Raw genomic sequence first — 13,859 nt, forward strand, 5'->3', positions numbered from 1 at the left:
CACACTGTGGAGAGCCGCCCGCCGCCGACGGCTTGGGGAGGAGGGAGCCTGTCGGTCAGCTGAGCCAGACCGTCGTCTCACCAGGCAGCGTGTGCTCGTCGTCGAGGGGCCCGGAAGCGACGACGACCGCACCCGCGGGCATCGGCACCGGCGTCGTCCCGAAGTTCGTCACGGACCGCCAGCCGTCGTGCCGCGCGAACGCCACGACGCCGTCGCCCGCCTCGACCCAGTGCAGCTCCTCGCCGCGCTGCAGCCGACGCCGGGCCGCCGTCGCCGCGCGGTACAGCTCGAGGGTCGACCCCGCGACGCCGTCCTCGGCCTCCACCGACCACGCGCCGAAGTCCTCGGGCTGCGGCAGGTGCGGCGCGGTGTCGCCGAAGCCGAACGACGGCCCGGAGCGCGTCCACGGGATCGGCACGCGGCAGCCGTCCCGACCCTTGACCGTGTGCCCGGTGCGCAGCCACTTCGGGTCCTGCAGCTGCGCGTGCGGGATGGCCGCGGCCTCCTGCAGGCCGAGCTCCTCGCCCTGGTAGACGTACGACGAGCCCGGCAGTGCGAGCACGAGCAGCGTCGCCGCCCGCGCACGCCGGAGCCCGCGCTCCCGATCGAGCACCGGGTCGGTGCCGTCGGTCATCAGCCAGGCGTCCGTGTCGGTGCCGTCGGGCAGCCCGTACCGGGTCGCGTGCCGGACGACGTCGTGGTTCGAGAGCACCCACGTGCTCGACGCTCCGGACTCGGCGGACGCGGCGAGGTTCCGTTCGACGATCGAGCGGAAGGAGTCGGCGTCGAACGGTGACTCGAGCAGGTCGAAGTTGAACGCCTGCCCGAGCTCGGTCGGCCTGGCGTAGAGCACGCGACGCGGCGCCGGCGCCCAGGCCTCGGCGACGGCGGCGCGGGGCGGGTCGTACTCGTCGAGCACGGTCCGCCAGGTCGCGAAGATCTCGTGCACCTCGTCGCGGTCGTACAGCGGGTCCGAGCCGTCGAGCGGCAGCGCCTGCTCGTCCGAGTGCCGGTACGGCGTCGACAGGTCCTTCGCGAGCCCGTGCGCGACGTCCACGCGGAAGCCGTCGACCCCGCGGTCGGACCAGAACCGCAGCGTCTCCTCGAAGTCGGCGCGGACCTCGGGGTTCGACCAGTCCAGGTCGGGCTGCTCCGGCGCGAACAGGTGCAGGTACCACTGCCCGTCCGGCACCCGGGTCCAGGCGCTCCCGCCGAAGTTCGAGACCCAGTCACTCGGCGGCAGCGACCCGTCGGGGCCGGAGCCCTCGCGGAACACGTACCGCGCACGCTCCGGCGACCCCGGTTCCGCGGCGAGCGCCGCCCGGAACCACTCGTGCTGGTCGGAGGTGTGGTTCGGCACGATGTCGACGATCACCCTCAGGTCGTGCTCGTGCGCGACGGCGAGCAGGTCGTCGGCGTCGGCGAGCGTCCCGAGCCGCGGGTCGACGTCGCGGTAGTCCGCCACGTCGTACCCGCCGTCGGCCAGCGGCGACGGGAAGAACGGGGACAGCCAGATCGCGTCGACGCCGAGCGCGGCGAGGTAGGGCACGCGGCTCGTCACCCCGGCGAGGTCGCCGAGGCCGTCGGCGTCCGTGTCCGCGAAGCTCCGCGGGTACACCTGGTAGACGACGGCCTGCCGCCACCAGTCCGGGTCGGTCGTGCGAGGTGTGCTGGCGGGCGTCCGAGGGGTGCTCACCCGGTCAACCTACCGAGCCGGGGCCGTGTCGGGAATGGGCGACCCAGCCGACTCATTGGTTGTTGCTGACACCATTCGTGTCCCGAGAGAAAGGATCTCCATGACGAACGTCCTCGTCCTCGTCGGCAGCCTCCGCGCCGGCTCGATCAACCGCCAGCTCGCCGAGGCGGCCGACCAGCACGCTCCGGAGGGCATCACGCTCTCGACCTTCGACGGCATCGTCGACCTGCCCTTCTACAACGAGGACATCGACGGCGACACCCCGCCGGCCGCCGCCGTCGCGTTCCGCCAGGCGGTCGCCGACGCGGACGCCGTGCTGCTCGTCACGCCCGAGTACAACGGCACGATCCCGGCCGTGCTGAAGAACGCGCTCGACTGGGGTTCGCGTCCGTTCGGCGCCTCGCCGCTGTCCGGCAAGCCGCTCGCCGTCATCGGGTCCGCCTTCGGCCAGTACGGCGGCGTCTGGGCACACGACGACGCGCGCAAGGCCGCCGGCATCGCGGGCGCCCGTGTCCTCGAGGACGTCAAGGTCGCCATCCCGCAGTCCGTCGTCCGCTTCGCCGAGACGCACCCCCGTGAGGACGCCGAGGTCGTCGAGCTCGTCCAGGGCGCGCTGCGCGCGCTCGCCGAGGCCGCCGCGGAGCCCGTCGCGGCCTGAGTCCGCAGCCGCCACCTGGTCGCGACCGAGCGCGGCCACGAGGCGGACGGGAGGCGCGGTGCCAGCTGGCACCGCGCCTCCCGTTCGTCCACCGGTACCGCCGGACCGCTAGACAGGCGAGATACCAGAGGGGCTACCCTGAACGCCATGTCGACGCAGGAGATCACGGAGGCGTCGGGGTACTGGTTCCCCGACGACGACGCCACCCAGCGCGGTGTCGCCGTGCTCAACGCGCTCCGTCGCTACCGCGCTGCCGAGACCGCCATGCGCCGCCGCACCCGCGACTCGATGGGCATGGGCGAGACCGACCTGCTGGCGGTCCGGTACCTGCTGCAGGCGCAGCGCGCCGGCCGCATCGTGAAGCCCAAGGACCTGGCGGCGTACCTGAAGATCTCGTCCGCGTCGACGACGATCCTGATCGACCGGCTCGTGAAGTCGAACCACGTGCGCCGCGACCCGCACCCGACCGACCGCCGCGCGCTCGTCATCACCCCGACGACCGAGACCGACGACGAGGTCCGCGCCACCCTCGGGGTCATGCACCGCCGGATGATGTCCATCGCCGAGGGCCTGACCGCCGACGAGGCCCGCGTGGTCGCGACGTTCCTGGAGCGCATGCGCGGTGCCGTCGACCAGGTCGACGCGGCACCGGCCCACTGAGCCCCGCGGGGGACACCTCCGTCCACGGGCTCTGGGAACCGTGCGGGCCGGACCGCGTAGACCGGAAGGGTCAGTACCGATCCGGAAGGAGCCGATCATGCACGCATCGGACACGCTCGCCAAGAACCTCCAGGCCGTCCTCGTCGACCTCATCGACCTGCACCTCCAGGGCAAGCAGGCCCACTGGAACATCCTCGGGACCAACTTCCGCGACCTGCACCTGCAGCTCGACGAGATCGTCGACGCCGCACGTGAGTTCGCCGACGACACCGCCGAGCGCATGCGCGCCCTGTACGCCGTGCCGGACGGCCGCTCGGCCACCGTCGCCGCGACCAGCCACCTCGACGCCTTCCCCGAGGGCGAGGTCACCACGCACGACGCGATCGACCTCGTGACCCTGCGCCTGTACCAGGCCACCGGCACCATGCGCGACGTGCACGACGAGGTCGACGACGAGGACCCGACGACCGCCGACCTGCTGCACGGGTTCATCGAGCGCCTCGAGCAGCTCGCCTGGATGGTCTCCGCCGAGAACCGTGCCCCGCGCACGCCGCTCGCGTCGGCCACGAGCCCGGCGACCGCCGAGGCATCGACGCACGCCTGATCGTGGACCTCGGGATCCAGGGCAGGACCGCCCTGGTCTTCGGCGGCGACTCCGGCATCGGCTGGAACACGGCGCGCATCCTCCTCGCGGAGGGGGCGACCGTGGTCGTCACCGACCTCGACCAGGGCCGTCTCGACACCAGCGCGGACCAGCTGGAGGCGCCTCCGGGCAAGCTCTTCGCCTTCGCCGCGGACGTGACCGACGCCGGGAGCCTCGCGGCACTGCACGACCGGGTGCGCGACGCCGTCGGCGAGATCGACATCCTCGTGCAGTCCTCGGGCATCACCGGCGCACAGGGCCTGTTCCACGAGGTCGACGAACAGGGATGGCTCGACACCATCGACGTCGACCTGATGGGCCCGGTCCGCATCACCCGCGAGTTCATCGCGGACCTGCGGAACGGCGGCTGGGGCCGGATCGTGTACCTCGTGTCCGAGGACGCGTCCCAGCCGTACGACGACGAGCTGCCGTACTGCGCCGCGAAGGCGGGCGTACTGTCGTTCGCGAAGGGACTCTCCCGCTCGTACGCGTCCGAGGGGCTGCTCGTGAACACCGTCAGCCCCGCCTTCATCCACACGCCGATGACCGACGCGATGATGGACAAGCGGGCGAAGGAGCGGGGCACGTCCTTCGACGAGGCGATCACGAGCTTCCTCGACGAGCAGCGCCCGTACATGGAGCTCGGCCGCCGCGGTGAGCCCGAGGAGGTCGCGAACGTCGTCGCCTTCCTGTGCTCCGACCTCGCGAGCTTCGTCAACGGGTCGAACTACCGGGTCGACTCCGGCTCGGTCGCCACCATCTAGACACCCACCCACACGAGGGACGCACATGACCGACTTCCGGTACCTCATCGTCGGCGGCGGCATGGTCGCCGACGCCGCAGCCCGCGGGATCCGCGAGATCGACCAGGACGGCTCGATCGGGATCCTCAGCGAGGAGCACGACCGCCCGTACGCCCGCCCGGCCCTGTCGAAGAAGCTCTGGACCGACCCGGAGTTCGACTGGGACGAGAAGGTCGACCTGCACACCGAGGAGACCGGCGCGACCTTCGTGCTCGGGTCCGCGGTGACCGCGATCGACCGCGCGGCGAAGACCGTCACGACCGCCGACGGCCAGAACCACGGCTACGAGCGACTCCTGCTCGCCACCGGTGGCAAGCCCCGCGGCCTGCGCGGACTCGAGCCGTCGGACCGCGTCCTCGACTACCGGAGCGCGGCGGACTACCGGAAGCTCCGGGCCTTCGCGGACGCCGGGGCGCACGTCGCCGTCGTCGGCGGCGGGTACATCGGCACCGAGATCGCGGCGGGCGTCGTGCAGAACGGGGCGAAGGTCACGCTCGTGGACCCCGACGAGACCGTGGGCGCGCGGATGTTCCCCGAGGGGCTCGCGCACGCGTTCCAGCAGCGCTTCGTCGACCACGGGGTCGAGCTGCGCCTCGGCCGCCGGGTCGAGTCCGGCACGCAGACGGCGGACGGCGTCACCCTGACGCTGGACGACGGCTCCGTGCTCGAGGCGGACGCGGTCGTCGTCGGTCTCGGCATCGAGCCGCAGACGCAGCTCGCCGCCGACGCGGGCCTGACGGTGGACGACGGCATCGTGGTGTCCTCGACGCTGGTCACCGACGACGAGTCGGTGTTCGCGGCGGGTGACGTCGCCGAGTACCCGGACCGGATCCTCGGCACGCGCCGGGTCGAGCACGTCGACAACGCGCAGCAGCAGGGGCGCCAGGCCGGCCGGAACCTCGCCGACGCGGACGAGACCTACGACCACACGCCGATGTTCTACTCGGACGTCTTCGACATGGGCTACGAGGCCGTCGGGCAGGTCTCGACGAAGCTGCACACCGTCGAGGACTGGCAGGAGCCGAACGTCACCGGCGTCGTCTACTACCTGGACGACGACGACACGGTCCGCGGTGTCCTGCTCTGGAACGTCTGGGACAAGACCGACGACGCCCGCAAGGTGCTCGCCGAGGCGCACGCGCTGACGCGCGACATGCTCCCCGGACGCATCACCGCGGACGCGTAGTCTCCCGCACCAGGGCGACCGACTGGAGGCCCGGTGCCGGTCCGACGGACCGGCACCGGGCCTCCGGTCCGTGCGTCCGGCAGCACCTTCCAGCTCGTCAGCGGGACGCGGCTACCGGCCCCGCACCTCGGGCGCGACCTCGTCGACGACCTCGCGGCGGTCCTCGGGGTCGACCGGGATGCCGTCACCGTCCGCCATGGCGACCGCGTGCGCCGACTTCGCCTGCTCGAGTGCCCCGTCGTCCCCGCGGGCCATCCCGGCGAGCTCGATGAAGCGGGACTTCAGGACCAGCCACGCCTCCTTCGGGCTGAGCCGCGCCAGGTCGGACGACGTCGTGGTGTCCCGGACCCGCTGCAGCGACCCGACGCCGCGGTCGGTGATCCGACCCGCGACGTGGTCGACCGCGAGCCGCGCGACGGCGTCCGCCTGCGCGTGCATGACGGAGTGCGCACCGTCGACGACCTCGCGGAGGACCGCGTGCGGGAAGACCCGCGCCAGGCTCCGCACCCAGTCCCGCGGGACGAGCGCGTCGTGCTCACCGCGCACGATGAGCGTCCGCGCCTGCACCTCGGCCGCGCGGTCCTCGATCGGGAAGGCGATCATCCGCGGCAGGACCTTCCGGAACCAGTGCCAGCCGCACAGCGCGTACGCCGTGATGCCGTGCCAGCGGACCGCCGCCGGCTCGTGCAGCGACGAGCGCAGGAACCGTCCGGCGGACTGCCGGATCGTCCGGGCGCGACGGTCGACCACCGGGCTGATGAGGACGAGGTCGCGCAGCTCCGGTCGGCGCGCGGCGACCTCGGTGACGACCTGCGTGCCCATCGAGTGCCCGACGAGCACCGGGTCCTCGAGCCCCAGGTCGTCGAGGACCCGCTCGACCGCGTCGGCGTACCGCTCGATCGACACCGCACCCCGGAAGCGCGGGACGCCCGCGAAGCCCGGCAGGTCGAGCGCGTGCACGGGGCCGTTCTCGTTGAGGTGCGGGGCGAGCCGCTCGTAGTAGGTCGCGGCGATGCCGAGCCCGGCGACGAGCACGAACGCCCGCGCGCCGGGGTGACCGATCGAACTGACCCGGACGTAGGTGCCGTCGACGGCGATCCGGTCGACCTCCACCGTGACGTCGGCGTCCTCGGCGTCCGCGAGCCGTCCGGCCGGGTTCGGTGCCGGCGCGGCCGTGCCGCCGTCGGGCGCGGTTCCCTCGCTCGGCGCGCTCCCCTCGCCGGGCGCGGTCCCGTGGCTGTGCGGGGTGGTGTCGTCCTCGTGCACGTGGGCCTCCCGTGTTGCTGGCGACCGCCCACGATACCCGCGGTTCAGCCGCCGAACGCGGACGCCGGGCTGCCGTGCACGCGAGTCCGCACAGCGAACACGGCGCCGGAGTGCGGCGCGCGCTCGAGCTGCTCCTCGGTCGCGTTCTCCCGCGCGGTGCCGATGAACAGCGTCGACAGGTCGGGTCCACCGAAGGCCACCGAGGTGACGTTCGGCGCCGGCACCTCGACGGTCTCCAGGTGCTCGCCGTCGGAACTCCAGCGCTCGACCCGGCCGCCGCCGTACACCGCGGTCCAGAGACACCCCTCGTCGTCGCGGACCAGGCCGTCGTGCGCGGCACCGCTGACGAACGGCTCGAGGTCGCCGAGCTCCCCGTCCGGCCCGTAGCGCCCCCGGTAGATCGTCTGCGTGCTGGTGTCGGTGACGTACATCACGGAGCCGTCCGCCGACCACTCGATGCCGTTCGTGACGCCGAAGCCACCGCGGAGCACCCGGACCGACCCGTCCGGCTCCACCGAGTACAGCGCACCGGCCGGGTCGCGGTCGGTGAGGTCCATGCTGCCGACGAGGAACCGGCCGAACGGGTCGCACTTGCCCTCGTTGAACCGCATGTCCGGCGTCGCGTGCCGGACCCGGGCGACTTCCCGTTCGACGGTCCCGCGCGCGTCGGTGAGCACGACGGCGTCCCCGAGGGCGGCGACGAACCCGCCGGTGGCCCGCGGCTGGAAGCTCGCGAGGGGCGGCGGCAGCGCGACGCTCGACTCGACCGTGCCGTCGGCGCGGGCGGTCGTGAGCAGGCCGAGCGTGATGTCCGTCCAGCGGAGTCGCTCGTGCTCGGGGTCCCACACGATGCTCTCGACGAGGACGGCCTGCTCGTCGCAGAAGACGGTCACGGGTCCGGTGGCGGCGTCGGTGTGCATGCTCCGTCCCTACCGGTGGACGCCTCCGCACGCGTCCAACATGTTCAGCGTCCGCGACCCCCGCAGGGCGTCGTGGCGGCGGTCAGAGGCGGGCGTACTTCGCGCGGAAGAAGCTGTAGACCCCGTAGGCGAGGAACCCGACGCCCACCAGGACGAGCACGACCCCACCGCCCGGCATGCCGTGGATCGCCTGGAACGCCCCGTCGAGCCCGGTCGCCTGGCTCGGGTCGCTCCGGAACGCCGCCACGACGATGAGCACGCCGACGACCACGACCGCGATGCCCTTGCCGACGTAACCGACGATCGCGAGCACCGTGACGGGTCGGTCGATGGTGCTCGGCAGCGGCACGAGCTGCTTCCGGAAGGAGCGACGGACCCCGGTCACGACGAGTCCGACGCCGATCGCGATCGCCGCGACGCCGGCCGCGACGAGGACGAACACCCCGCCGGGCGTCGCGAGGGCCTGCGCGGCGGCACCCCGGCTCGAGCCGCTCGAGCTCTTGCCGGCACCGAGCGCGAAGGTCACCGCCGTGTACGACACGACGCCGTAGACCACGGCCTTGCCGGCGTCCTTCGCGCGCGCGGCCCAGGCGCGGGTGCTGTCCGACCGGCCGCCGACGACCGCCTCGACCACCAGGCGCAGGGCGAGGGCCGCGGTGCCGACCGCGACGACCCACAGCAGCACGATCCCGCCGGGGACCGCGGCGAGCTGCTGGAGCGCACCGGACTGGTCGGTCTCCTCGCCGGAGGCGCTGCCGATGCCGAGCAGCACCACGAGGTACCCGACGAGCAGGTGCACGATGCCGCTGCCGACGAACCCGGCGCGGGCGGTGGTCTCGAACCACCGGCTGTCGGCGATGCGCCGCGCCTGTCGTCCGGTCTCGCGCGCTGCCCGTTCCGCCTGGTCGCTCATCCTGACCAGCGTGCCCGCTCCGCGGCACGCTGTCCGTGACGCGCCGCTGCGCGCACCGGACGGGAGGATCGTGGCGGCGTCCCCACGATCCTCCCGTCCGTCGGTCAGTCGCCCTTGACGTTGACGACCTGCCGCAGCGTGTGCCGGATCGCGACCAGCTCGGTCGCGTCCGCCATCACCTGGTCGATCGGCTTGTACGCGGCCGGGATCTCGTCGAGGAACGCGTCGGTGTCCCGGTACTCGATCCCGACCATCGCCTCGCGGAGCTGGTCGTGCGTGAACGTCCGCCGCGCCGCGGACCGCGAGAACAGCCGACCGGCGCCGTGCGGGGACGACTCGAGCGACGGCTTGTTCCCGAGGCCCTCGACGACGTACGAGGCGGTCCCCATCGACCCGGGGATGAGCCCGGGCTGGCCGGCCTTGGCCTGGATCGCACCCTTCCGGGAGACCCACACGCTCTTGCCCCAGTGCGTCTCCCGCTGCGTGAAGTTGTGGTGGCAGTTGATCCGCTCCTGCTCGTCGACCGCGGTCCCGAGCACCTCGGACAGCTGCCGGACGACCCGGTCCATCATCTCCTCGCGGTTGAGCAGGGCGAAGTGCTGCGCCCACCCGAGCTCGGCGACGTACCGCGTGAACTCCGGGGTGCCCTCGACCAGGTACGCCAGGTCGGGGTCCGCGAGCTGGATCCACCAGCGCTGCATCAGCCGCTTGGCGACCGTGATGTGCCGCTGCGCGATCTTGTTGCCGACGCCCCGCGACCCGGAGTGCAGGAACAACCAGACGCGGTCCTGCTCGTCGAGCGAGACCTCGATGAAGTGGTTCCCGGACCCGAGGGTCCCGAGCTGGTTCCGCCAGCCGCCGTGCACGCCCGCCGGGTCGAACCCGGCCCGCTCGGCGAGTGCCTCGAGCTCGGCGATCCGCGGCTCGGCGGTCGCGACGATCTTCCGGTTCGACGCGCCGGCGGACAGCGGGACCGCCCGCTCGATCTGCTCGCGGAGGGGCTGCAGGTCGTCCGGCAGGTCACCGGCGGTGAACTGCGTCCGGACCGCGATCATGCCGCAGCCGATGTCCACGCCGACGGCCGCGGGCATGACGGCCCCGAGGGTCGGGATGACCGACCCGACGGTCGCGCCGAGCCCGAGGTGGGCGTCCGGCATGAGCGCCAGGTGCGGGAACACGAACGGCATCCGTGCCGTCGTGCGCGCCTGCTGCTCGGTGTTCTCCTCGAGCAGCGAGGCCCAGCTCAGGAGCTTGTCGTCGATCTTCTTCATGGGGGTGCCTTTCCGTCGTGACGGTTCGACGACGGCCGGGTGGCCGTCGGTGGTGACGGTCCGGGGCGAGCTGGACCCGCGTCTCCTGGTCGGTGCCGAGCACCGGTGGAGGAACGACGGGAAGGACGCCCCGGGCCGGGTGGGCACGGGACGTCGGGAGACGGGCCGTGCCTACGCGGGGTCGCGGAGGGACTGGTTCGCGTACTGCGTCGGGGGCAGCACGACGAGCGCTTCGAGCTGGCGCTCGACGCTGCGTTCGTGGTGCTGCACGGTGTGCACGGCGGTCCTTCCGAGGTGCCCGGGGCGGGCGGTGGTGCCCGGCGGGTGTCCGGTCGGGCGGTGGTGCCCGGCGGCTGTCCGGTCGGGCGGTCCTGCCCGTCGGGCAGGAGGACCGACAGTAGTGCGACACGCCCGGGGTGCACAAGGCGTCCGGGCGTGTCGCGGTCGGGAGGGCCGGTTCGGCCGTCCGGGGCGGGGTACGCCCGGCTGATGGTCGCCTCCACGCCGCGGGCAGGCTGGCGGCATGACGGAACGCACCCGCGACACCCCCGACGCGCACGACAACGAGGAGCGCACCGACGGCTACGTGCCGCTGCGGTCCTACGGTGCGATCGGCGACGGTCGCACGGTGGCGCTCATCGCGCTGGACGGTCGCATCGACTGGCTGCCGATCCCCTCGATGGACTCCCCGCCCGTGTTCGCGAGCATCCTCGACGCCGAGCACGGTGGTCACGTCGCACTGCGGCCGACCGGTGACGCGACGGTGGAACGCCGGTACCTGCCCGGGACGAACGTGCTCGTCACCACGTGGACGACCGACTCCGGGTCGTGCACCGTCACGGACGCGATGGTCACCGGCGTGGCCGGACGCCTGCCGTGGGCGGAGATCGGCCGGTGCGTGCAGGGCGTCACGGGCAGCGTCGAGATGGAGTGGGCCGTGGTGCCGGGCACGCTGCTGAACACCGCGGAACCGAAGCGCCTCGACACCGCGAACGGGACCGTCATCGGCATCGACGGCGTCACGATCGGCATCGTGCAGCACGGGTTCGAGCCGGTCCACGACGACGGCCCGCGCTTCTCGGGTCGCTTCACCACGAGCGAGGGGTCGAAGTCGATCCTGACCATCGTGGGCACCGAGAACGAACCGATCTTCCTGCCGGAACCGGAGCGCACCCTCGACGCGGTCGACCGCACGATCGCGAACTGGTCGACGTGGTCGGAGACGTTCTCGTACGACGGCCCCTGGGCCGACGCCGTGCAGCGGAGCGCCCTCGCCCTCAAGCTGCTCATCTACTCGCCCACCGGTGCGATCGCGGCCGCGCCGACGACGAGCCTGCCCGAGGACCGGACCGGCGGCAAGAACTGGGACTACCGGTTCGCCTGGGTCCGCGACCTGTCGTACACGGTGCACGCCCTGACCCGGTTCGGGCTCCGCGAGGAGACGCACGCCGCCGTGTCGTGGGTGATGCGCACCATCGCCGAGCACGACGAGACCATGCCGATCTTCTACGACCTGAACGGCGAGAAGACCGACGGGGTCGAGGAACGCGACGTCCCGGGCTGGAAGGGCATCGGCCCGGTGACGATCGGCAACCGCGCCGGCGACCAGCTCCAGCTCGGCGTGTGGGGCGACGTGTTCGAGATCCTGCGGCAGTACGTCCGGGCCGGGAACGTGCTCGACCGGCAGACGGCCGGCGTGCTCGAGCGGCTCGCCGACGACGCGTGCCACCGCTGGCCCGAGGCGGATTCGGGCATGTGGGAGCTGCAGGACACGCAGCACTACGTGTCGAGCAAGATCGGCTGCTGGCAGGCGCTCGACGCGGCGGTCGAGCTCCACGACGCCGGGATGATCGACGGCCCGCGCGACAAGTGGATCGAGAACCGCGAGCTCATCGAGCAGTGGGTCGCCGACAACGGCTGGGACGAGGAGCGCGGGTACTACGTGATGTACCCGGGCAGCGACGCCCTGGACACGTCGATCCTGCTCCACGCGATGTCGTCGTTCGACCGCGGACCGCGCATGGAGTCGACGATCCGGGCGGTGGAGGAGCAGCTGCAGCGCGGCCCGCTCGTCTACCGGTACTCCGGGATGGACGCCGAGGAGTCGCCGTTCGTCGCGTGCTCGTTCTGGCTCGCCGCCGCGATGGCCTGCGTCGGCCGGGTCGACGACGCCCGCGAGCTCATGGACGCGATGGTCGAGCAGGCCAACGACGTCGGGCTGTTCAGCGAGATGCTCAGCGAGGACGGCGACTTCATGGGGAACATCCCGCAGGGGCTGTCCCACCTCGCCCTGATCCAGGCGGCGCTGACCATCGAGGAGGTCGCGGCGGAGTCCTGAGTGGACTCCTGAACGGACTCCTGGGTGCGCTGTCGCCCGTGCGTTGCATCATGGGACGACCATGAACGACGTCGATGCCCGGATGGACCGGCTGCGACGAGCCGCGCGGTACCGGTACCAGCAGCTCGTCGACAGCGAGGTGGAGCGTGGCTCGCTGGACCCGGACGAGGTCCGCGAGGAACGCCGACTGCTGCGGGCGCAGGACGTCGGCCAGCACGCGCGGATGCTCGTCGAGCAGGCGGAGCGCCGCGGGGTCTTCGACGGCAACCCGTACCACGGCAAGCCGCTGCCCGGGAACGACGGCCGCCACGACCCGGACTGGTGGATCAAGGCGAAGATCGAGCGCGAGGACATCCGTGGCATCGCCCCGCCCGCCTTCGCCCTGCGCACCGAGGACGCCGAGCTCGACGGGCACCTCGATGCCCTCGCGACCGAGGACGACGTCCGCGCGGTGCTCGTGGACTTCAACGCCCGGGTGAAGGAGGCCAGACGGCAGCTGCTCGGCGGCCCGCCGGTGGTGACCCCGATGCGGGACGTCGACGCCGAGGTCGAGGCCTGGGCCGCCCGGCGACGCGACCGGCTGGCTGCGGCGGCCGAGGTGGCGGAGGCGGCCGAGCGGGCGGCGCGACCGCGCCGGTGGTGGCGCCGCCGCGACTGAGCACGCGCGACCGAGCGCGCCACCGGCCCGGCGCGACCGGGCCGCCACCCGCCTCCCGGTCCTGCACACACGAACGACGGCCGGTCCCTTCCGGGGCCGGCCGTCGTTCGTGTGGTGCGGGGGTGTTACTTGATCTGTGCGGTGATGGTCGCGGTCCCGACGAGGAGCCCACCCTTGACCGCGTCGGTCTTGAAGGTGCTGTTGAGCAGCTTCGCGGCGTCGTCGGAGACGTGGACCGTGGTGCCGGTCAGGATCGCGTTGTCACCCTCGAGCTGCAGCGGCTTGAGCGTGCCACCGTGCAGCGAGAACAGGTACGCGTTCGACGCTGCGACCTGGCCGTTGACCAGCACGTCGCCGTAGAGCTTGGACGAACCCGGGTTCACCACGAAGTTCTCCAGCGTCACCGTCGTGTCACCGGCCTTGAGCGTCAGGCCCGAGTCGTCGTGGTTCAGCAGACCCTGCACGTACGGACGGTAGTTGCCGTCCGGCGACCAATACGTCACCGAACCGGCCGTGATCGGGAACGACACCGACCCGTTCTCCAGCTTCGCGTTGCCCGACACGCCCGGGGTCAGGCCCAGCGAGGTCAGCGCGTCGGTGAAGCCCTTGTCCAGCGCGACGGCGGTGTTGCCGCCCTTGACCTCCGGCACCGACGCGACCGGGCCGGGGATCTTCGACGAGGACGAGGAGACGGTGTGGACGGTGCCGTCGGCCTGCGCGGCGGACACACCGAACGCGGCGCCACCGAGCACCAGGGCGCCCGTGGTGGCGAGGGTGATCGAGGTCTTCAGGCTCTTGCGCATGAGTTCGTTCCTTTCGTGGTCGCGCTCGGCGCGCGATTTTCGCA

General features: G+C 72.3%; 13 protein-coding genes. 7 read left to right on the forward strand and 6 right to left on the reverse strand.

The annotated features are described in order from the left end of the window. Positions 1 to 55 precede the first annotated feature (55 nt). Positions 56 to 1,696, reverse strand: a complete 1,641-nt coding sequence (locus HUN59_RS17310; RefSeq protein WP_174779074.1) for a glycoside hydrolase family 13 protein — start codon at positions 1,694 to 1,696, stop codon at positions 56 to 58. A gap of 100 nt (positions 1,697 to 1,796) precedes the next feature. On the opposite strand from HUN59_RS17310, the gene HUN59_RS17315 reads away from it, so the two are divergent. From HUN59_RS17315 to HUN59_RS17335, 5 genes are all read left to right on the forward strand, one after another. Continuing rightward, positions 1,797 to 2,354: an NADPH-dependent FMN reductase gene (locus HUN59_RS17315; RefSeq protein WP_058741854.1), complete on the forward strand. Its 558-nt coding sequence runs from the start codon at positions 1,797 to 1,799 to the stop codon at positions 2,352 to 2,354. 147 nt (positions 2,355 to 2,501) lie between these two features. Beyond that, positions 2,502 to 3,014, forward strand: coding sequence for a MarR family winged helix-turn-helix transcriptional regulator (locus HUN59_RS17320; RefSeq protein WP_058741853.1), 513 nt, complete (start codon positions 2,502 to 2,504; stop codon positions 3,012 to 3,014). Positions 3,015 to 3,111: 97 nt separating this feature from the next. Further along, complete coding sequence (locus HUN59_RS17325) at positions 3,112 to 3,618, forward strand: Dps family protein (RefSeq protein WP_058741852.1); 507 nt, start codon at positions 3,112 to 3,114, stop codon at positions 3,616 to 3,618. A gap of 2 nt (positions 3,619 to 3,620) precedes the next feature. After that, positions 3,621 to 4,421: an SDR family NAD(P)-dependent oxidoreductase gene (locus HUN59_RS17330; protein ID WP_058741851.1), complete on the forward strand. Its 801-nt coding sequence runs from the start codon at positions 3,621 to 3,623 to the stop codon at positions 4,419 to 4,421. A gap of 25 nt (positions 4,422 to 4,446) precedes the next feature. Continuing rightward, complete coding sequence (locus tag HUN59_RS17335) at positions 4,447 to 5,646, forward strand: NAD(P)/FAD-dependent oxidoreductase (protein WP_174779075.1); 1,200 nt, start codon at positions 4,447 to 4,449, stop codon at positions 5,644 to 5,646. Between the two features lie 111 nt (positions 5,647 to 5,757). Here the strand turns inward: HUN59_RS17335 and HUN59_RS17340 are convergent, their stop codons facing one another. The 4 genes from HUN59_RS17340 to HUN59_RS17355 all read right to left on the reverse strand — a co-directional run bounded on the left by HUN59_RS17340 (position 5,758) and on the right by HUN59_RS17355 (position 10,016). Continuing rightward, entirely contained in the window at positions 5,758 to 6,912 is a 1,155-nt protein-coding gene (locus HUN59_RS17340; RefSeq protein ID WP_174779076.1) for an alpha/beta fold hydrolase, read from the reverse strand. 44 nt (positions 6,913 to 6,956) lie between these two features. Next, a complete protein-coding gene (locus tag HUN59_RS17345) occupies positions 6,957 to 7,832 on the reverse strand; it encodes an SMP-30/gluconolactonase/LRE family protein (RefSeq protein ID WP_174779077.1) in 876 nt (291 codons plus the stop codon). 82 nt (positions 7,833 to 7,914) lie between these two features. Next, on the reverse strand, positions 7,915 to 8,745 hold the full coding sequence (locus HUN59_RS17350; RefSeq protein WP_174779078.1) for a DUF1206 domain-containing protein: 831 nt from the start codon (positions 8,743 to 8,745) through the stop codon (positions 7,915 to 7,917). A gap of 104 nt (positions 8,746 to 8,849) precedes the next feature. Further along, positions 8,850 to 10,016, reverse strand: coding sequence for an RtcB family protein (locus tag HUN59_RS17355; protein WP_058741846.1), 1,167 nt, complete (start codon positions 10,014 to 10,016; stop codon positions 8,850 to 8,852). Positions 10,017 to 10,539: 523 nt separating this feature from the next. Here HUN59_RS17355 and HUN59_RS17360 point away from each other — a divergent pair. Then, on the forward strand, positions 10,540 to 12,354 hold the full coding sequence (locus HUN59_RS17360) for a glycoside hydrolase family 15 protein (RefSeq protein WP_174779079.1): 1,815 nt from the start codon (positions 10,540 to 10,542) through the stop codon (positions 12,352 to 12,354). A gap of 61 nt (positions 12,355 to 12,415) precedes the next feature. After that, positions 12,416 to 13,012, forward strand: coding sequence for a DnaJ family domain-containing protein (locus tag HUN59_RS17365; RefSeq protein WP_058741844.1), 597 nt, complete (start codon positions 12,416 to 12,418; stop codon positions 13,010 to 13,012). Between the two features lie 125 nt (positions 13,013 to 13,137). Here the strand turns inward: HUN59_RS17365 and HUN59_RS17370 are convergent, their stop codons facing one another. Continuing rightward, positions 13,138 to 13,815, reverse strand: coding sequence for a hypothetical protein (locus tag HUN59_RS17370; protein ID WP_058741600.1), 678 nt, complete (start codon positions 13,813 to 13,815; stop codon positions 13,138 to 13,140). Positions 13,816 to 13,859 lie beyond the last annotated feature (44 nt).

The sequence above is a fragment of the Curtobacterium sp. Csp2 genome (assembly GCF_013347165.1).